Below are 19,083 nucleotides of genomic sequence, written 5' to 3' on the forward strand. Positions count from 1 at the left end.
GCATGGCGCATTTCGCGGTGGTGGCCCCGGCGCTCTACAGCCACTTCAATACGCTGACGGTGCTCGCGCGCGAACTGCTCGCGCGCGGGCACCGCGTCACCTTCGTGCACCGGCCGGATGCCGCCGCCTACGTGAAGGACGAACGCATCGGCTTTTATGCCGTCGGCCTCGACACCCACCCGGCCGGCTCGCTGCCGGCGATGCTGGCGCGGGTGGCCAATCCCGGCTCGCCGCTGGGCCTGCGCCGCGTGATCCACGACATGGCGGCCAGCACCACGATGCTGTGCCGCGAACTGCCGGCCGCGCTGCGCCGGCTGCAGGTCGACTTCCTGATCGCCGACCAGATGGAAGCGGCCGGCGGCCTGGTGGCCGAGGGCATCGGCATGCCCTTCGTCTCGGTCGCCTGCGCCTTGCCGGTCAACCGCGAGCCGGGCATTCCACTGCCCGTCATGCCCTTCATGTATGAAGACAGCGAGCGCGCCTTCAAGATCGTCGAAGGCAGCACCATGGTCTACGACTGGATGATGCGGCCGCACGAGCGCGCCATCTCCGCCGCAGCCCGGCAGCTCGGATTGAGTCCACGCGGAAAACTGCACGACTGCCTGTCGCCGCTCGCCCAGGTCGGCCAGGTCGTGCCGGGCTTCGATTTTCCACGGCGCGCGCTGCCGCCGCATTTTCATCACGTCGGCCCGCTGCACAGCGGGGCCGCGGCGCCGGCCCGGACGCCGGCCGAACTGGCTGCCGAACTTGCCACGTTGCTGCCGCCCGTGTCAAACACGCGCCCCTTCGTCTACGCCTCGCTCGGCACCCTGGTCAGCCAGCGCTTCGGGCTGTTCAAGCGCATCGCGCAAGCCTGCGCGCGCCAGGACGCGCAACTGCTGGTCGCCCACTGCGGCGGCCTGGATCCATCCCAGGTGCGCGCGCTCGAGCGCATCGGCGACACCCGCGTGCACGCTTTCGTGCCCCAGCTGGCCGTGCTGGCGCGCGCCGACGCCGTCATCTCGCATGCCGGCGCCAACACCGTGATGGAAGCCGTCGCCAGCCGCACCCCGATCCTGGCGCTGCCGATCGCCTTCGACCATCCGGGCGCCGCCGCCCGCGTGGAATATGCCGGCGTCGGCCTGCGCGCCTCGCCGCGCTTCGCGACGGTGGCCGAACTGTCGCGCAAGCTGCGCCGCCTGCTCGACGAGCGGGGCTTCCGGCAACGCATGGAACCGCTGGCCGACCAGATCCGCCAGGCCGGCGGCGCGCCGCGCGCGGCCGACGTCATCGAGGCCGCGCTCGGCCTGCAACCCGCGACCCGAGGCCTGGCCCGCCATGGATGAACGCGGCAAGCCCGACTACGACCTGATCCTGGCCGGCGGCGGCCTGGCCAACAGCTTGATCGCGTGGCGCCTGCGCAGCGCGCGCCCCGAACTGCGCATCCTGGTGCTCGAACAGGGCAAGCGCCTGGGCGGCAACCATACCTGGTCGTTCCACGACAGCGATCTCGATGCCGCGCAGCGGCGCTGGATCGCGCCGCTGGTCACCCACCGCTGGCCGCGCTACGACGTGGTGTTTCCCGGCCTTGCCCGCACGCTCGAAGGCGGTTACGCCAGCATCGCCTCGCACGACCTGGCCCACGTCGTCGAGCCGGCCCTTGGCGCGGCGCTGCGCACCGGCGTCTGGATCGACGAGGTGACGCCGACCATGGTGCGGCTGGCCGATGGCGAAACCCTGCGCGCGCGCGCCGTCATCGACGGCCGCGGCATGCGCGACAGCAGCCACCTCGCGCTCGGCTACCAGACCTTCCTCGGCCAGGAACTGCGGCTCGACGCCGCCCACGGCTTGACGGCGCCGGTCATCATGGATGCCAGCGTGGCCCAGCAGGGCGGCTACCGCTTCGTCTACCTGCTGCCCTTCGGGCCCGACCGCGTGCTGGTAGAAGACACGCACTACGTCGACAGCGCGGCCTGGGACCCGGAGCGGCTGCGCGCCAACATCGCCGCCTATGTGGGGGCGCGCGGCTGGCGCGTGCGCGACGTGCTGCGCGAGGAACAAGGCTCGCTGCCGATCGTGCTGGCCGGTGACTTCGACCGCTTCTGGGACGAGCTGCAAGGCCAACCCAGCGTCGGCCTGCGCGCCGGCCTGTTCCACCCGACCACCGGCTATTCGCTGCCGCACGCGGTGCGCCTGGCCGAGCGCGTTGCCGCGCTGCCGGACCTGTCGGCCCCGACGCTGTTCGCCGCCATCCGCGCGCAGGCGCGCCAAGCCTGGGACGAACAGCGTTTCTTCCGCATGCTCAACCGCATGCTGTTCCTGGCCGGCAGCCCCGATCACCGCTGGCGCGTGATGCAGCGTTTCTATGGCCTGCCCGCGCCCTTGATCGCGCGCTTCTACGCCGGCCGCCCGACCCTGGGCGACAAGGCGCGCCTGTTGACCGGCAAGCCGCCGGTGCCCGTCATGGAAGCCTTTGACGCCGTACGCAAGACCCATCCCTATCAGATCAGGACCGCAGAATGAACCAGATGAATTTCAAGCCGAGACTCGAACCAAAGCGCGCCGTCGTGATCGGCGCCGGATTCGGCGGCCTGGCGCTGGCCATCCGCCTGCAGGCCGCGGGCATGCAAACGACCCTGCTCGAGAAACGCGACAAGCCGGGCGGCCGCGCCTACGTCTACGAAGACCAGGGCTTCGTGTTCGACGCGGGCCCTACCGTGATCACCGATCCTTCGGCGATCGAGGAACTGTTCACCCTGTGCGGCAAGCGGATGGCCGACTACGTCGAAATGCTGCCGGTCACGCCCTTCTACCGCCTGTGCTGGGAAGACGGCAGCCACTTCGACTACGCCAACGACCAGGAGGCGCTGGACCGCCAGATCCATGCGCGCAACCCGCAAGACGTCGCCGGCTACCGGCGCTTTTTGGCGTACTCGAAGGCGGTGTTCGATGAGGGTTACCTGAAGCTGGGCGCGGTGCCGTTTCTCTCTTTCCGCGACATGATCCAGGCCGGCCCGCAACTGGCGCGGCTGGAGGCGTGGAAGAGCGTGTACGGCATGGTGTCGCGCTTCGTGAAGGACGAGCAGCTGCGCCAGGCGTTTTCCTTCCATTCGCTGCTGGTGGGCGGCAACCCGTTCGCCACCTCGTCGATCTACACCCTCATCCATGCATTGGAACGGCGCTGGGGCGTGTGGTTCCCGCGCGGCGGCACCGGCGCGCTCGTGAAAGGCCTGGTGCGGCTGTTCGAGGACATGGGCGGCAAGCTGGAACTGAACGCATCGGTGGCGCGCATCGAGACCGCCGGCAATCTCGCCAGCGGCGTGCGGCTGGAAGACGGCCGCTGGTTCATGGCCGACGCGGTGGCGTCAAACGCCGACGTGGTGCACACCTATGCCGACCTGCTGAAGAACCATGGCCGCGGCAGCAGCCACGGCGAGGCGCTCAAGAAGAAACGCTTCAGCAATTCGCTGTTCGTGCTGTACTTCGGCCTGGACAAACACCATGAGCAGCTGCAGCACCACACGGTGTGCTTCGGCCCGCGCTACCGTGAGCTGATCAAGGACATCTTCCACGGCCAGCAGCTGGCCGACGACTTCTCGCTCTACCTGCACGCGCCCTGCGTCACCGATCCCTCGCTCGCGCCGCCCGGCTGCGGCAGCCACTACGTGCTGGCGCCGGTGCCGCACCTGGGCAACGCGCCGATCGACTGGGAGACCGAAGGCCCGCGCTACCGCGACCGCATCTTCGACTACCTCGAGCGGCGCTACATGCCGGGCCTGCGCAGCCAGCTGGTGACGAGCCGCATCTTCACGCCGCACGACTTCCGCGACCAGCTCAACGCCCACCTGGGTTCGGCCTTCTCGCTGGAGCCGATCCTCACGCAAAGCGCCTGGTTCCGCCCGCACAACCGCGACGCCGAGCTGCCCAACCTGTACCTGGTCGGCGCCGGCACCCATCCCGGCGCCGGCGTGCCGGGCGTGATCGGCTCGGCCAAGGCGACCGCCGGCCTGATGCTGGAAGGCGTGCATGCCGGGGTGCACTCATGAGCGCCTACGCCGGCACCAAGCTGATGGAACACGCGACCCAGACCATCGCGGTCGGGTCGAAGAGCTTCGCGGCGGCCGCCAGGCTGTTCCCGCCCGCCACCCGGCGCAGCGTGCTGATGCTGTACGCCTGGTGCCGCCATTGCGACGACGTGGTCGACGGCCAGGAACTGGGCTTCGCCGCCGCCGCGCCGAGCGCCTATGGCGCCAATTTCGAGCTCGACCGCCTGTACGACGACACCCGGCGCGCCTATTCGGGCGAACCGATGCGCACCCCGGCCTTCGCCGCCTTCCAGGAAGTGGCGCTGGGCCACGCGATCGCGCCGCGCTATGCCTTCGACCACCTGGCCGGCTTCGCGATGGACGTCAACGAGGCGCGCTACCGCACCATCGACGACACCATGCGCTACTGCTACCACGTGGCCGGCGTGGTGGGCCTGATGATGGCCTCGATCATGGGCGCCCGCGACGAGCTGGTGCTGGACCGCGCCTGCGACCTGGGGCTGGCCTTCCAGCTGACGAACATCGCGCGCGACATCATCGACGATGCGAAGATCGGGCGCTGCTACGTGCCGTCCGAATGGCTGCTGGAGGCCGGCATACAGCCCGACCACGTGGCCCTGCCGCGCCATCGCGCGGCGCTGGCGACCGTCGCCGCGCGCCTGGTCGACCATGCCGAGCCGTATTACGCGTCCGCCACGCTCGGCATCGCCGCACTGCCCCTGCGTTCGGCCTGGGCGATCGCCACCGCGCGCAATGTCTATCGGCAGATCGGGATCGAAGTCAAGCGGCGCGGTGCGCACGCCTGGGACCAACGGGTGGGCACCTCGAAGGCGGCCAAGCTGCGCCTGCTGGCCCTGGGCGGCGCCCAGGCGCTGGCCTCGCGCCTCAGCCCTGCTCGGGCAGCGAGGGCGCCGCGGCGGCGCGATCTGTGGCTGCGTCCTGGGCGCGCGGGCGGCGCACCTGGCCCTGCCGCGCCTGCAGCTGACGTTTAAGCCGGGCGACCGGCGGCGCGTACAGGAAGCCGAAGGACACGGCGCCCTCTTTACCTTCCACCGCATGGTGCATGCGGTGGGCCTGGTACAGGCGCTTGAGGTAGCCGCTCCGGGGGACGTAGCGGAATGGCCAGCGCTGGTGCACCAGGCCGTCGTGGGCGATGAAGTACAAGGCGCCGTAGGCGGTCATGCCGGCGCCGATCCATTCGAGGGGGTGGACACCGCGCGTGCCGAACCAGATCAGGGCGATGGCGACCCCGGCGAACACCACGGCGTACAGGTCGTTCTTTTCGAACCAGCCGGTGCGCGGCTCGTGGTGCGAGCGGTGCCAGCCCCACCCGAAGCCGTGCATCACGTACTTGTGCGCGACGATGGAAAACACTTCCATGAACGCGATGGTGGCCAGGACGATGAGCGCGTTGGAAAGCATAATGAGGGCTGCGAGAGCGGGTTGACGGGATATCAACAGCCTATCATGGCGGCCCGCGCGCACGGTTGCGCGGCGCTGCCGCAGACCGCTCAAACGCGGTCAAACACGATTCACACTTAACCTTATGGAGTTTTCATGCAGTCGATCTTTCGCACCCTGGGTCTTTCCCTTCTGCTGGCGTCAGGCGTGGGCGCCGCCGGTCTTGCTTCGGCCGCGGCGATCGAGGTCAGGGTTCAGGGCGTCACCACTGCCAAGGGCACGGTGCGGGTCGCGATCTGCGACAAGGCGACCTTCCTGAAGGATTGCCCGTATGCGGCGTCGGCCGCGGCGCGCGTGGGCGAGACCGTGGTCACCGTCGACGACCTGCCGCCCGGCACCTGGGCCGTGCTGTCGTTCCAGGACGAGAACGACAACGGAAAGCTCGATCGCAACGCGCTGGGCATCCCGAAGGAGCGGTACGCCTTCAGCCGCGATGCGCGCGGGCGCTTCGGGCCGCCGAGCTTCGAGGATGCGGCCTTCGTGCTGCGTGACGAGGAGGCGGTCAGCTATATCAAACTGCGTTGATAACTCATTACGACATGTCATCTCGCCGTTTCTGCCTCTTCGCCACGATTGTTTGCCTGTTCGCCGTGCTGACGCTGCCGTCCGCCCGCGCACAAGATCCGCAGCCCAAGCCGTCAACTGGGCGATTGGAGCGCATCGAACTTCCCTCGCGCCATGTCGAACCGCGACCGGTGGACGTGTGGCTGCCGGGCGATTACGCCGAGCGTGTCCGTCAGGGCCAGCGTTTCCAGGTGCTGTACATGCATGATGGCCAGATGCTGTTCGACCCGACGATCACCATGAACCAGCAGGCCTGGCACGTCGATGTCACGCTCGACCGCTTGACGCGCAGCGGCCGGGTTCCCCCGACCATCGTCGTCGCCATCTGGAACCGGGGCGAGTTCCGCGACGCGGAATACTTTCCACGGAAAGTGCTGGAACGTCTCGCCCCGGGTAAGCACAAGTCCACGCTCGAGACCTATATGAAACAGGGGTCGCGGTCAGACGATTATCTGCGCTACCTCGTCGACGAGCTCAAGCCACTGATCGACAGCCGCTATGCCACCCGGCCCGAACGGGACGCGACCTTCATCATGGGTTCGAGCCGGGGCGCCGTCCTGTCGGTCTATGCCATGAGCGAGTATCCGCAGGTGTTCGGTGGCGCTGCCGGGCTGTCGGTTCACTGGATCGGCACGTTCGAGCGCAACGCCGCCATCCCGATGGCCACTTTTTCCTACCTGAGCGCGCACCTGCCGGATCCGGCCGGACATCGCCTGTATCTGGACCGCGGCACCGAGACCCTCGATGCGCTGTACGGGCCCAGCGTCGAATTCGGCGGTGACGTCATCCGCGAACGCGGCTACACGGATGCGAATTACATGCAGCGGGTATTCCCGGGCACCGATCATAGCGAGAAGGCCTGGGCGGCCAGGCTGGACATCCCGCTGCTGTTCCTGCTCGCCAAGCCATCGTCTTGATGTGCCGATGGGCAGGCAGCTGCATCAGCCGGTCTGCTCGCGACGAATTCGCCGGCAGATCACCTCCAGTTCGGCGCTTCCCGTGCCGGGAGGATGGCCGGCGCAGGTCTTGCTGTGCACATGCTTTCGCCGGCCGCTGTGTGCGCTGCTTCGCCCACAATAACAGCCTTCCCTTTGCCTTCTTGATGGCCCGACTATTTGAAACGACATCATCCCTCGCCTGCGCACATGGTGAACCTATTCTATTCACCGAGTGCTCGACAATAGTGCCAGCGGGGAGACTGTGCGCTTGTCAGATTTCTCGTACTCATGGCGTGCGGCCGTCCCCTGACGGCCGGCACGGCGCTCAGTGCGTGGCCCCTCCCGTTTCACGCACGTCGGCCTCGACGCTCACGGTCACCTCCACCGCCAGCTTGATGCCGGCGATGATGTCGTCCAGCGCCATCGACGGCGGCGCATCCGGCCGCGCCGCGGCCTGCTCCGGCAGGAAAGGCACGTGGATGAAACCGGCCTTCATTGGCTGCGGCTGGCGCGCCGCATGGTGCATCAATCCATAGAACACATGGTTGCACACGAAGGTGCCGGCGGTCTGCGACACGCCGGCCACCAACCCCTTCTCGCGCAGCGCGCGCACGATGGCCTTGATCGGCAAGGTCGAGAAATAGGCGGCGGGACCGTCGGCCGCGATCGCCGCATCCACCGGCTGCTGGCCGCCGTTGTCGAGGATCGCCGCATCGTCGACGTTGATCGCCACGCGCTCGACCGAGATGTCGGGCCGTCCGCCGGCCTGGCCGACGGCGATCGCGACATCCGGATGCAGCTCGTCGACCATCGCCACCAGGTCTTCGATCGCCTGCCCGAACACGCAGGGCAACTGGCGCACCTCGACCCGGAAGCGATGTTCCCCCACCTCGCCTTCCCAGCCTTCGAGCGCGCGCACCGCTTCCCAGGCCGGGTTGATGCTGGCGCCATTGAACGGCTCGAAGCCGGTAAGCAGTACGGTCTTGATCATCGTGGCCTCACAGGTTCATCAAAAAATACAGCAGGAAGATATTCGCTATCAGGATCGGCAGCGCGCTCGGTATCTGGGCGCGGATCACCGCGTTCTTGTCGGGCAGGTCGAGCAGCGCCGCCGGCACGATATTGAAGTTGGCCGCCATCGGCGTCATCAGGGTGCCGCAATAGGCGCTGAACATGCCGATCGCCGCCATCACGGCCGGATTGGCGCCATACACGCCGATCAGCACCGGAATGCCGACGCCGCCCGCCATCACCGGGAAGGCGGCGAAGCCGTTGCCCATCACGATGGTGAACAGCGCCATGCCGATACAGTACACCGCCACCGCGACGAATGCCGAATCCATGCCGATATAGGTGGTCGTCAGGTGCGCCACCGTCTTGCCGACGCCGGCTTCCGAGAACAGCAGCCCCAGCACCGCCAGGATGTGCGGCAGCACCACCGCCCAGCTCATGGCGTCGACCAGGCGCCGCGCCTCGCGCACGCCCTGCAGCGGCGTCGCGCGCGTCAGCCAGCAGGCGGCAGCCAGGGCCACGACCGCGCCGCAGCCCATGCTGACCAGGGTCAGGTGGGCCGGGTCGAGCATGGGCAGGCCGCCAATGTGAACGTCCTTGAGCACGGTGGCGCCGATCACGGTCACCAGCGGCAGCAGCAACGCCGGAATGAAGATGCGGTTGCCCAGGCGCGCGGCGCTGGCGCGGCGCGCCTCCGGCTCCAGCGCCTTCGGCGCGCCGGCCTTGACGCCGCCGAAGCCTGCCAGCAGCGCCATGGCGATCATCAGCGCGCCGACCGCCGCCGCCGGCATGCGCTCGCCGGCCAGGTACAGCAAGGCATACAAGCCCCAGAACAACGCGGTGGTATGGCGGCGCGGATTGCTGCGGTCCACCAGGTTCATGATGGCGACACTGGCGAGCAGGAGGCCGACCAGGATGTAGAAATGGTCGATGGTGAGGGTCATGCCGCCTCCTTCGCCGCCGACACGTCACGCCCGACCTCGCGCCTGATCTCGGCATCGAGCCGGCGCAGGTTCCAGGCATGGATCACGAAGGCGGTGATCGCGGTCGGGATGCCCCACAGCGCGATGTGCAGCGGATCGACCTCGATGCCCTCGGCCTGCAGGATCGTGTGCATCAGGACGATGGCGCCGAAGGCGACGAAGATGTCTTCGCCGAAGAACAGGCCGATATTGTCGGTGGCGGCCGACATGGCGCGGATGCGATGGCGCACGCGTGCGGGCAGGCTGCCGTGCTGGGTTTCCGCCGCCGCCTCGGCCATCGGCGCGACCAGCGGCCGCACCATCGTCGGATGGCCGCCCAGGCTGGTCAGCCCCATCGCGGCGGTGCTCTCGCGCGCGAACAGGTAGACGATCAACAGGCGGCCGGCGGTGGCCGAGCGCACCTTCGCGATCACCGATTGCGCCTGTTCGCGCAGGCCGAAGCGCTCCAGCAGACCGATCGCGGCCAGCGGCAGCAACAGGATCAACGGCAGGTTGCGCGTCTTGACGAAGGCGGCGCCGAGCGACTCGAGCAGGGCCATGACGGGCATGGCGGCCGCGACGCCCGTCACGCCGCAGGCGGCGACGGCGACCAGCACCGGATTGGCGCGCAGCAAGAAGCCGGCGACGACGACGACCACGCCGAGCAGTGGCCACAGATTGACAGCAGATTGCATGGATTCCCCGGCAATGTTCGACAAGCCGAGGATGTTACCCGATCTTGTGTGTTAGTTCGGCAAGAACTCAGGCGGCGATTCAGGCAGGCCGTACGGGATTGCCCGCCAGGTCACCGACCACCGTATTCCACTGGCGCACGTGGAAGGCGCGCACCAGGCCATGGGTGACGTAGGGGTCGCGCGCCGCGAACAGCTGGACCGGTTCGGCCGTCTCGCAATCGAAGACCAGCACCGCGTGATCGGCCGGTTCGGCCAGCGCGCCGGCCAGCACCAGTTCGCCGCGTTCCTGCGCTTCCCAGGCCAGCTTCAGGTGTTCGTCGCGGAATTCGCCGCGGCGTTCGAGGTAGTCGGGGGCGAGGTCATAGGTGAGCAGGTAATGCACGGCGTCTCCAGGATGGCTTGGATGAATGTGAACGTACATCGTAACCGCAATCGCCCGATGGCGGCACCAGCACGACGGCAGCGCTCGATGTTGGTTTAAAACAACTTCTTGACCCGTTTCGCATGGCCCGCCCGACAGTGAGAGGCATCACACAAAACAAAACTCAGCGGCTGGCGTAGACTGTCAGTCATGGATATGTCGAAGAAAATGGCGGCGGGGATCACGGGCTTTGCCAGCATGCTGTGGCTGGGGCTGACGGCGGCCGTCGCCGCCAACCAGCGCCGCCTGGTCTTCAATCCGACGCTCGAGCGCGAGGTGAAAAGCCCGCGCAGCAGCGGCCACCGCACCCGTCCCGTGGTCTTGCGCGCCAACGACGGCACCCGCCTCTCGGGTTGGCTGATGACCCCGACCATTCCCGGTCCGCGCCCGGCGGTGCTGTATTTCGGCGGCCGTTCCGAAGAAGTGTCCTGGGTCGTGCGCGATGCGGGCAAGCTGTTCCCCAACATGACCGTGCTGGCGATGAACTACCGCGGCTATGGCGAATCGCAGGGCGTGCCGGCCGAGATCCACATGATCGAAGACGGCTGCCTGCTGTACGACTGGCTCGCCACGCGCGGCCAGGTCGATCCGCACCGCATCGCCGTGGTCGGCCGCAGCCTGGGTTCGGGCGTCGCGGTGCAGGTCGCCAAGGAGCGGCCCGCCCATTCCGTGGTCCTGATCACGCCCTACGATTCGATCCTGGCGATCGCCAAGCGGCGCTTCCGCGTGATGCCGATCGAGTACATGCTGCAGCACCGCTTCGAGTCGATCAAGTACGCGCCCTCGCTCAAGGCGCCGACCTATGTGCTGCGCGCGGCCAGCGACGACGTGGTGCCGCACACGCATACCGACCTGCTGGTGGCCAAGCTGGGCCAGCTGGTGGCGGACGACATCGTGCCCGACTCCGACCACATGAACATCCCCTACCTGGCATCGACCCAGGACATGATCGCGGGCTTTCTCACGCGCCAGTTCAGCCAGCCGGTGACGCCGGCCGCCGCGGCGGCCGTTGCCGACGCGGTCGCCACCGCCGAACCACCCGCCGAGGCGGTCCCGACGCCCGCCGATTTCGTCCTCGCGACAAAATAATTGCTGAAAGTTGTCAGCAGTTATATTTCCAACGAATAAATTGGCAAGTAAAATCGTATTTGTCATCAACTTGCAGGTTGATGCATATTTGACAGCTTGCGCTGAAATGGCGTGAGTTTGCTCATGATTTGCTCACTTCAGCCAGATCGACCCTCCCAGCCTGTTGTGGCCGTGCTACACGTATGCCATTCTGCTGAGAAAATAGTCGCCAGATACAAACCGTAACTTCCTGCGGATCGCCGGACTGACACAATCGCACAGCGCGAAGTGCCGTCCCCGCCATGTCGCTCGAGGTCGCAATTGCGCAGCCCTTACCATCGGCCACCATGCCGCGGGTACAATATCGCTATTCCAGGAGCCCATTGATGAAATTTAAGCAACTCAGCATGACCATCGCGGCGCTGTGCGTCGCAGGCAGTGCATTGGCCGCGCCGGCAGCAGGTCCGATCGCGCAGCCGAAGCTCGGCATGGTCTACGATGCGGGCGGCAAATTCGACAAATCGTTCAACCAGTCGGCCTTCGAAGGCCTGCAGCGCTTCTCGAAGGAGACCGGCGTCAAGGTGTTCGAAGTCCAGGCCAATAGCGATACCCAGGCCGAGCAGGTCATGCGCGGCCTGGCGCGCAAGAAGGTCGACATGATCGCCGCCATCGGTTTCTCGCAAACCCAGGCCGTGCAGAAGGTCGCCCGTGAATTCCCGAACGTGCGCTTCGTGCTGATCGACAGCGTCGCGCAAGGCCCGAACATCGAATCGGTGATGTTCAAGGAACAGGAAGGCTCCTACCTGGTCGGCGTGGCCGCCGCCATGGCCTCCAAGTCCAAGAAGCTCGGCTTCGTGGGCGGCATGGACATCCCGCTGATCCGCGCCTTCGCCTGCGGCTACGGCCAGGGCGCCAAGGCCCAGGCGCCGAAGATCGAGATCGTCCAGAACATGGTCGGCACCACCGCCGCCGCCTGGAACGACCCGGCCAAGGGCGGCGAGCTGGCGCGCGCGCAGTTCGCGCGCGGCGTCGACGTCGTGTTCGCGGTGGCCGGCGGCAGCGGCATGGGCACGCTGCAGGCCGCCAAGGAACGCGGCAAGCTGGCGATCGGCGTCGACTCGAACCAGAACTACATGCATCCGGGCACCATGCTGACCTCGATGGTCAAGCGCGTCGACGTGGCCGTGTACGACTCCTTCATGGCCGTCAAGAACGGCAGCTGGAAGGCTGGCGTGCACTACAAGGGCCTGAAGGAAGGCGGCGTGGACTGGGTGCTGGACAAGGACAACCGCAAGGTAGTCACGCCCGAGATCGAAAAGCGCGTCAACGCCGTGCGCACCGACATCATCAACGGCAAGATCAAGGTCATCGATTACCGCGCAGGCAGCAGCTGCCCGGTCTGATCTTTTCATTCCCATTCAAAGCGCGCCGCGCCGGCTTCAACCGGCCCGGCGCGCTTTTGAATGATAAGCACACTCATATTTACGACAGATCGCAATGCAGCCAGCCGTAGAATTTCGCAACATCAGCAAGGCCTTCGGGCCTGTGCAGGCGAACGCCGACGTCAGCTTCTCGATCGCCAAGGGCTCGATCCATGGCGTGATCGGCGAAAATGGCGCCGGCAAATCCACCCTGATGAGCATCCTGTACGGCTACTACCATGCCGACAGCGGGCAGCTCGTCATCAACGGCGCCGAGCAGAAGATCCGCTCCAGCCAGGAGGCGATCGACCTGGGCATCGGCATGGTCCACCAGCACTTCATGCTGGTCGAGAACATGACCGTGCTCGATAACGTGATGCTCGGCGCCGAGGGCGGCTTCAAGCTGGCGAAGAAGCGCACCGAGACCGAGGCCAAGCTGCGCGAGATCTGCGCCCGCTACCACCTCGACGTCGATCCGCTGGCGGTCATCTCGACCCTGTCGGTCGGCGCCCAGCAGCGCGTCGAGATCCTCAAGCAGATCTACCGCAGCGCCGAGATCCTGATCCTGGATGAGCCGACCGCGGTGCTCACCACGCAAGAGATCGCCTCGCTGTTCGACATCCTGCGACTGTTCAAGGAACAGGGCAAGACCATCATCCTGATCACCCACAAGCTGGGCGAGATCATGGAGATCACCGACCAGGTGACGGTGATGCGCGCGGGCCGCGTGGCCGGCACCGTCGCCACCCGCGACACCTCGAAGGAGCAGCTCGCGAACATGATGGTGGGCCGCCCGATCGAGGGCAACCTGCCGCGCAAACCGCACGCGCCCGGCGCGCCGGTGCTGCAGGTCGAGAATCTGCAACTGAAGGACGCCAACGGCGTCCAGCTGCTGGCCGACATTGCCCTGGACGTGCGCGCCGGCGAGATCGTCGCCATCGCGGGCGTCTCGGGCAATGGCCAGAGCGAGCTGATGGAAATCCTGGCGGGCATGCGCCTGCCGACTTCCGGCAAGGTGACGATGGAAGGCGCGCCGCTGCCCTTCGCCGGCCGCGCCAACGCCGACGGCCTGCCCGCCCTATTTCGTGACCTCGGCATCGGCCACGTGCCGGAAGACCGCCTGCGCGACGGCGTGATCAAGGATTTCTCGGTCATGCAGAACACCGTGTTCGGCTACCAGGACCGCGTCACGAAGCGCGGCCTGTTCGACTTCGACGCCATCGCCAAACGCTGCGCCGGTTTGCTCGAGCAATTCGACGTGCGCCCGAAAGACCCCAATGTGCGCATCGGCCTGCTCTCGGGCGGCAACCAGCAGAAGGTCGTGATCGCGCGCGAAGTGTCGGCCGCGCCGAAGCTGATGCTGGTCGGCCAGCCGACCCGCGGCGTCGACATCGGCACCATCGAGAGCATCCACACCCAGCTGCTGCGCCTGCGCGACGAAGGCGTGGCCATTCTCTTGGTGTCGACCGAGCTGGAAGAAGTGCGCGCACTCAGCGACCGCATCGTCGTGATGTCGGGCGGCCGCGTCACCGGCGAACTCCATATTGACGAATTCGACACCACCCGCATCGGCCTCCTGATGGGCGGGATGCACAAATCATGAAAACGACTGAACTCCCACGCTGGGCCTCGGGCTTCGTCCTGCCGGTCCTGAACCTGCTGTCCGCGCTGCTGGTCGCCGCGCTGGTCATCCACCTGCTGGGCGAGAGCCCGGTCGAATCGCTGCAGATCCTCGTCAACAGCGCCGTCATCAATCCGGAAGGCCTGAGCTATACGCTGTTCTACGCCTCCACGTTTGTCTTCACCGGCCTGGCCGTGTCGATCGCGATGAAGGCGGGCCTGTTCAACATCGGCGCCGAAGGCCAGATGTACCTGGGCGGCCTGGGCCTGACCCTGGCGATGCTGGCGTTCGACGCCTCGCTCTCCGCCTGGCTCCTGATCCCGCTGGCGATCGTCGCCAGCGCTCTGTTCGGCGCGGCCTGGGCCTTCCTGCCCGGCTACCTGCAGGCCAAGCGCGGCAGCCACGTGGTGGTCACGACCATCATGTTCAACTTCATCGCCGCCGGCCTGATGAATTTCATCATCGTCAAGTACATGATCCCCGAGGGCGACCAGAACCCGGCCAGCCGCGTGTTCTCGGACGCCGCGGCGATCCCGCAGCTGTCGACCTGGCTGCCGTTCTTCGGCGAGAACACGCCGCTCAACCTGGCCTTCATCCTGGCCCTGGTCGCGCTGGTGGTCTATTGGGTGGCGGTGTCGCGTTCGAGCTGGGGCTACAAGCTGCAGGCGACCGGCCTGAACGCCCACGCCGCCCACTACGCCGGTGTGCGCATCAGCCGCACCATCATCGTCGCGATGCTGATCTCGGGCGCCCTGGCCGGCCTGGCGGCGGTGAACTCGATCCTCGGCTCGACCCACTACCTGAGCCTGAACTTCCCGGCCGGCGCCGGCTTCATCGGCATCGCGATCGCGCTGATGGGCCGCCAGCATCCGGTCGGCATCCTGCTGTCGTCGGTGCTGTTCGGCGCGCTGATCCAGGGCGGCTTCGACCTGTCGCTGGAAAAGCCGAACATCCCGCAAGAGACCTTCATTTTCATCCAGGGCCTGATCATCCTGTTCTGCGGCGCCATGGAAAACATGTATGGACCGGCGCTGCTGAAACTGATCAACGCCACTCGTCGTAGCAAGGGATAAGCCATGGAAGACTTCCAGTTCGCCAGCATCGTCGTCTCCACCATCCGCAACGCGCCGGTGCTGATCTTCGCGGCCATGGCCGGCCTGTTCGCCGAACGCAGCGGCGTGGTCGACATCGGCCTCGAGGGCAAGATCCTGGCCTCGGCCTTCGTCTCGGCCGGCGTCGCCTACACCTACCAGGACCCGTGGATCGGCATCGCCGCCGGCATCCTCGCATCAGTCGCACTGGCCCTGGTGCAGGCCTTCGTCTCGATCACCCAGAAGGGCAACCAGCTGGTGGCGGGCATCGCCATCAATATCGCGATGAGCGGCCTGACTTTTGTCGTGGCCCAGTACTTCTTCCAGCAGGGCGGCCGTACGCCGGACCTGGGCGAGGCGCGCCTGTCGACCGTGGTGCTGCCGGGTTCCGACCTGGTGGCCGACATCCCCGGCCTGGGCTGGGTCTGGACGCGCCTGATCGGCGGCCACTCGCCGCTGGTGTACTTCGCCTTCGCCCTGCTGCCGATCGTGCACTGGGTGCTGTTCCACAGCCGCTTCGGCCTGCGCCTGCGCGCCTGCGGAGAGAATCCGCACGCGGCCGACGCCGCCGGCATCTCGGTCCAGCGCACCCGCTACACGGCGATGATCATCGCCGGCGTGCTGTGCTCGTTCTCGGGCGCCTACCTGTCGATCGTCCAGAGCGGCTTCTTCCTGCGCGACATGTCGGCCGGCGCCGGCTACCTGGCGCTGACCGCCCTGGTGTTCGGCAACTGGCGTCCGCTGCACACGGTGCTCGGCTGCATGATGTTCGGCTTCTTCGCCGCGGTGCAGATCCAGATCGAAGGCGTCGACCTGCCGGTCGTGGGCCGCATCCCGGGCTCGTTGATTCAGATGATCCCGTACATCGTCACCGTGGTCGTGCTGGCTGGCCTGATGGCCAAGTCGGTGGCGCCGAAAGCGCTGGGCAAGCCCTTCGTCAAGTCGCGCTGAGCAATACCTTCGCCTGCCCGCGTTCGCGGGCAGGCATTTTCCCTTCCGTTCCCCATCCTTCGACGCAAAACCAGCTATCACTTGTTGTGATGACAAGTGAACGTGACTGCATTGCCACACATATCAAGAAATTTGGCATACAAAATGCAATCTTGTTCGGCAATTGCTGTCCAGTCTGAGAAAATACCGACTTTCCGTATGGCAACGAACAGACCATGGTCGTTGACATGCAAATTTTCTCTATAGGAAACTTATGGCAATCGAGAACATCAAGCTGCGCAGCCTCCTGTTCGGCGGCTTCGCTACCCTGCTTGCGGCAATGCTGATCCTGGTCGGCATCGGCCTGATCCAGACCAAGAAGGCGGAAGACTTGACCGACAGGCTGACCACCGAAAGCATGGAGCGTCTGGCCATGCTGCAGGAATGGCAGGCCATCATCGAAACCAATGCGGCGCGCACGATCGCCGCCATCAAGATGGCTGACGCCGCCGACGAGAAATACTTCCTCGACGATATCGCCTCCTCGTCCAAGCGTTCGGACGTGTTGCACAAGGGCCTGATCGAAAGCCTGAAGGACGACGCCGCGGCGATGGCCCTGTTCGACAAGGTCGACGAGCAGCGCGAAGGCTACCGCGCCGCGCGCAAGAGCGTGCTGGAGAAAAAAGCGGCCGGCGACGACGAAGCGGTGCGCGAATTCCTGGCCAAGGACATGCTGCCGCGTGTGAAGTCGTACATCGAGAGCCTGCGCGCGATCGTCGAGTACCAGAAGAAGGTGGTCGAAGCCGATGCGCAGTCGATCGATGACGGCTTCAAGACCAGCCTGAACCTGCAGCTGACCCTGGCCGCGATCGCCCTGGTGGCCGGCGCCGCCTTCGCCTGGTGGATCGGCCGCCGCATCACCGCGCCGTTGGAAGAAGCCGTGGCCGTGGCCCAGACCGTCGCAACCGGTGACTTGAGCAGCCGCATCGTCGCCCAGGGCAGCAACGAAACCGGCGTGCTGATGGGCGCCCTGAAGGACATGAACGACAACCTGGTGGGCATCGTCGGCCAGGTGCGCAGCGGCACCGAGACCATCGTCGAAGCGGCCGACCAGATTTCGGCCGGCAACCTCGAACTGTCGTCGCGCACCGAGCAGCAGGCCGGCGCGCTGGAAGAGACCGCGTCGTCGATGGAAGAACTGACCTCGACCGTGAAGCAGAACGCCGACAATGCGCGCGAAGCCAATGCGCTGGCGCAGACCGCCTCGCAAGTGGCGGGCCGCGGCGGCGAGACCGTCGGCCGCGTGGTGCAGACCATGGACGCGATCAACGATTCGTCGAAGAAGATCGTCGACATCATCTCGGTCATCGACGGCATCGCCTTCCAGACCAATATCCTGGCGCTGAATGCGGCCGTGGAAGCGGCGCGCGCCGGCGAACAGGGCCGCGGCTTCGCGGTCGTGGCGAGCGAGGTGCGCAACCTGGCCCAGCGTTCGGCGGCGGCGGCCAAGGAAATCAAGACCCTGATCGGCGACTCGAGCGCCAAGGTCGAGGAAGGCAGCCGCCTGGTGTCGGATGCCGGCGCGACCATGCAGGAAATCGTGGACAGCATCGGCCGCGTCACCGCGATCATGTCGGGCATCGCCATGGCCAGCCAGGAGCAGTCGGCCGGCATCGAGCAGGTGAACCAGGCGATCGCCCAGATGGACCAGGTGACGCAGCAGAACGCGGCGCTGGTGGAAGAAGCGGCGGCCGCCTCGACCTCGATGCGCGAACAGGCGCAATTGCTGGCGCAGCTGGTGTCGACCTTCCGCTTCGAGCCCGAAGCGGCTGCCGGCCGTCCTGCGCTCAAGAACGCCGGCCGTCCGGCCCTGGCGATGCGCCAGGCGGCCTGACGCCGACGATTCGTGTCTTCGTTTGACGCCGGGCTGGTCCCGGCGTTTTTTTATGGCGTGACCGGATCGACCGGCTCATAGCCGGCCGCGCGGCGGCTCGAGCGCGCCAGGGTCCAGGCGAAGCCGATGCCGGCCGAGGTGCCGGTGTTCTTGAGGTGCAGCGGGCTGTCGCGGTTGGCGCTGCCCGCATACGATTCGAAGCGCACGAAGCCGAACAGGCGCACATCCGGATTCAATTGGCGCGTGGCGAACAGGCCGACACGGGTGAGCATCAGGCCGGCGTCGGCGCCATACGCGGCGCGCGACGCGTTCGCATACTGCGGCTGCACCTCGTAGAAATAGCGGTTGATGCGCTTGTCGCCGAACACGACCGAGACATTCCCTTCGACGCTCCACAGTCCGCGTTCGCCACGCGTCTCATACGCCAGCTTGGGCTCGAAGGTCCAGCCCTGGCGCCGCAGCCCTCCCCTTGCCTCGATCACGGCGCGCAGCGGCAGCTCCGCGCGCAGGCGGCTGCGCTCGTCGAAATCGGCCACCCGGATCTTCAGGCGCGGCCCGAACTCGAACAGGGCGCCCAGGTCGGGCATGCCGGCGCGGATCTCGACGTCGTCGGAATCGGATGGCAAGGCGCCGGCCAGGCCGACGTCGAACTCGAGCCGGTCGGAACGGAACAGGCGCGCACCGATGCCCGACTGGTCGGCGCGCAGCACTTCGCCGCGGTACAGCAGGTAGGGCACGGGCAGGACGCGGTTGTTGCGATCGTCGGCGCCGGGATAGGCCGGCGCCGTGAGGCCGAAGGCGCCCACGCCGAATTCCCAGAGCGGCAAGCCGGCCGAGGCGGGCGCCAATTCGGGCGACTGCGCGCTGGCGTGGAGGGAGGGAATCAGGCATGCGGCCGCGATAGCGGCTTTGATGGTGGGATGCATGGGGCCTCGGAATCTGATCGGGATTGACCGGATTCTAGCTGACACCGGGGCAAAG

18 protein-coding genes are annotated in these 19,083 nt (G+C 66.7%); 12 read left to right on the forward strand and 6 right to left on the reverse strand.

What is annotated here, in order from left to right; all coding sequences use genetic code 11:
- Positions 1–2 precede the first annotated feature (2 nt).
- Genes LO55_RS02020 through crtB form a run of 4 tightly spaced genes read left to right on the forward strand, consistent with a single transcriptional unit; the run spans position 3 to position 5,017 of the window.
- A complete protein-coding gene (locus tag LO55_RS02020; RefSeq protein WP_071360248.1) occupies positions 3–1,325 on the forward strand; it encodes a glycosyltransferase in 1,323 nt (440 codons plus the stop codon).
- Positions 1,318–2,502: a lycopene beta-cyclase CrtY gene (crtY, locus tag LO55_RS02025; protein WP_071360249.1), complete on the forward strand. Its 1,185-nt coding sequence runs from the start codon at positions 1,318–1,320 to the stop codon at positions 2,500–2,502. The genes LO55_RS02020 and crtY overlap by 8 nt, the downstream gene beginning before the upstream one ends.
- Positions 2,499–4,025, forward strand: a complete 1,527-nt coding sequence (locus LO55_RS02030) for a phytoene desaturase (protein ID WP_071360250.1) — start codon at positions 2,499–2,501, stop codon at positions 4,023–4,025. Before crtY ends, LO55_RS02030 begins: the two co-directional genes overlap by 4 nt.
- Positions 4,022–5,017 carry a 15-cis-phytoene synthase CrtB gene (gene crtB / locus LO55_RS02035; RefSeq protein ID WP_071360251.1) on the forward strand — a complete coding sequence of 332 codons (996 nt, stop codon included), beginning with the start codon at positions 4,022–4,024 and terminating at the stop codon, positions 5,015–5,017. Before LO55_RS02030 ends, crtB begins: the two co-directional genes overlap by 4 nt.
- Here the strand turns inward: crtB and LO55_RS02040 are convergent.
- Positions 4,911–5,447 (reverse strand): sterol desaturase family protein, encoded by a 537-nt coding sequence (locus LO55_RS02040; RefSeq protein WP_071360252.1) that lies wholly within the window; start codon positions 5,445–5,447, stop codon positions 4,911–4,913. The genes crtB and LO55_RS02040 overlap by 107 nt on opposite strands.
- A 135-nt stretch (positions 5,448–5,582) precedes the next feature.
- Between LO55_RS02040 and LO55_RS02045 the strand changes: the two genes are divergently transcribed.
- Both LO55_RS02045 and LO55_RS02050 read left to right on the forward strand, forming a co-directional pair.
- Positions 5,583–6,011 carry a DUF2141 domain-containing protein gene (locus tag LO55_RS02045; RefSeq protein ID WP_071360253.1) on the forward strand — a complete coding sequence of 143 codons (429 nt, stop codon included), beginning with the start codon at positions 5,583–5,585 and terminating at the stop codon, positions 6,009–6,011.
- A 14-nt stretch (positions 6,012–6,025) separates the two neighbouring features.
- Positions 6,026–6,967: an alpha/beta hydrolase gene (locus LO55_RS02050; protein ID WP_071360254.1), complete on the forward strand. Its 942-nt coding sequence runs from the start codon at positions 6,026–6,028 to the stop codon at positions 6,965–6,967.
- 346 nt (positions 6,968–7,313) lie between these two features.
- On the opposite strand, the gene pcp is transcribed toward LO55_RS02050, so the two are convergent.
- The 4 genes from pcp to LO55_RS02070 form a co-directional block, all read right to left on the reverse strand.
- The gene (gene pcp, locus LO55_RS02055) at positions 7,314–7,976 is read right to left on the reverse strand and encodes a pyroglutamyl-peptidase I (RefSeq protein ID WP_071363658.1); all 663 of its coding nucleotides are present in this window, start codon (positions 7,974–7,976) and stop codon (positions 7,314–7,316) included.
- A gap of 10 nt (positions 7,977–7,986) precedes the next feature.
- Positions 7,987–8,943, reverse strand: coding sequence for a DUF979 domain-containing protein (locus tag LO55_RS02060; RefSeq protein WP_071360255.1), 957 nt, complete (start codon positions 8,941–8,943; stop codon positions 7,987–7,989).
- Complete coding sequence (locus LO55_RS02065) at positions 8,940–9,656, reverse strand: DUF969 domain-containing protein (RefSeq protein ID WP_071360256.1); 717 nt, start codon at positions 9,654–9,656, stop codon at positions 8,940–8,942. Before LO55_RS02065 ends, LO55_RS02060 begins: the two co-directional genes overlap by 4 nt.
- A 79-nt stretch (positions 9,657–9,735) precedes the next feature.
- On the reverse strand, positions 9,736–10,038 hold the full coding sequence (locus LO55_RS02070) for a YciI-like protein (RefSeq protein WP_005668343.1): 303 nt from the start codon (positions 10,036–10,038) through the stop codon (positions 9,736–9,738).
- A gap of 189 nt (positions 10,039–10,227) precedes the next feature.
- Between LO55_RS02070 and LO55_RS02075 the strand changes: the two genes are divergently transcribed.
- From LO55_RS02075 to LO55_RS27260, 6 genes are all read left to right on the forward strand, one after another.
- Positions 10,228–11,166, forward strand: coding sequence for an alpha/beta hydrolase (locus tag LO55_RS02075; protein ID WP_005668341.1), 939 nt, complete (start codon positions 10,228–10,230; stop codon positions 11,164–11,166).
- Between the two features lie 365 nt (positions 11,167–11,531).
- Entirely contained in the window at positions 11,532–12,548 is a 1,017-nt protein-coding gene (locus LO55_RS02080; protein WP_071360257.1) for a BMP family lipoprotein, read from the forward strand.
- Positions 12,549–12,642: 94 nt separating this feature from the next.
- The gene (locus LO55_RS02085) at positions 12,643–14,169 is read left to right on the forward strand and encodes an ABC transporter ATP-binding protein (protein WP_071360258.1); all 1,527 of its coding nucleotides are present in this window, start codon (positions 12,643–12,645) and stop codon (positions 14,167–14,169) included.
- Positions 14,166–15,260, forward strand: coding sequence for an ABC transporter permease (locus tag LO55_RS02090; protein ID WP_071360259.1), 1,095 nt, complete (start codon positions 14,166–14,168; stop codon positions 15,258–15,260). The genes LO55_RS02085 and LO55_RS02090 overlap by 4 nt, the downstream gene beginning before the upstream one ends.
- 3 nt (positions 15,261–15,263) lie before the next feature.
- Positions 15,264–16,229 (forward strand): ABC transporter permease, encoded by a 966-nt coding sequence (locus LO55_RS02095; protein ID WP_005668334.1) that lies wholly within the window; start codon positions 15,264–15,266, stop codon positions 16,227–16,229.
- Between the two features lie 253 nt (positions 16,230–16,482).
- Positions 16,483–18,102: a methyl-accepting chemotaxis protein gene (locus LO55_RS27260; RefSeq protein ID WP_005668332.1), complete on the forward strand. Its 1,620-nt coding sequence runs from the start codon at positions 16,483–16,485 to the stop codon at positions 18,100–18,102.
- Between the two features lie 50 nt (positions 18,103–18,152).
- On the opposite strand, the gene LO55_RS02105 is transcribed toward LO55_RS27260, so the two are convergent.
- Positions 18,153–19,028, reverse strand: a complete 876-nt coding sequence (locus tag LO55_RS02105) for a MipA/OmpV family protein (RefSeq protein WP_071360260.1) — start codon at positions 19,026–19,028, stop codon at positions 18,153–18,155.
- Positions 19,029–19,083: the final 55 nt, after the last annotated feature.

Origin of the sequence: Massilia timonae (assembly GCF_001866515.1) — a bacterium.
Lineage (GTDB): Bacteria > Pseudomonadota > Gammaproteobacteria > Burkholderiales > Burkholderiaceae_D > Telluria > Telluria timonae.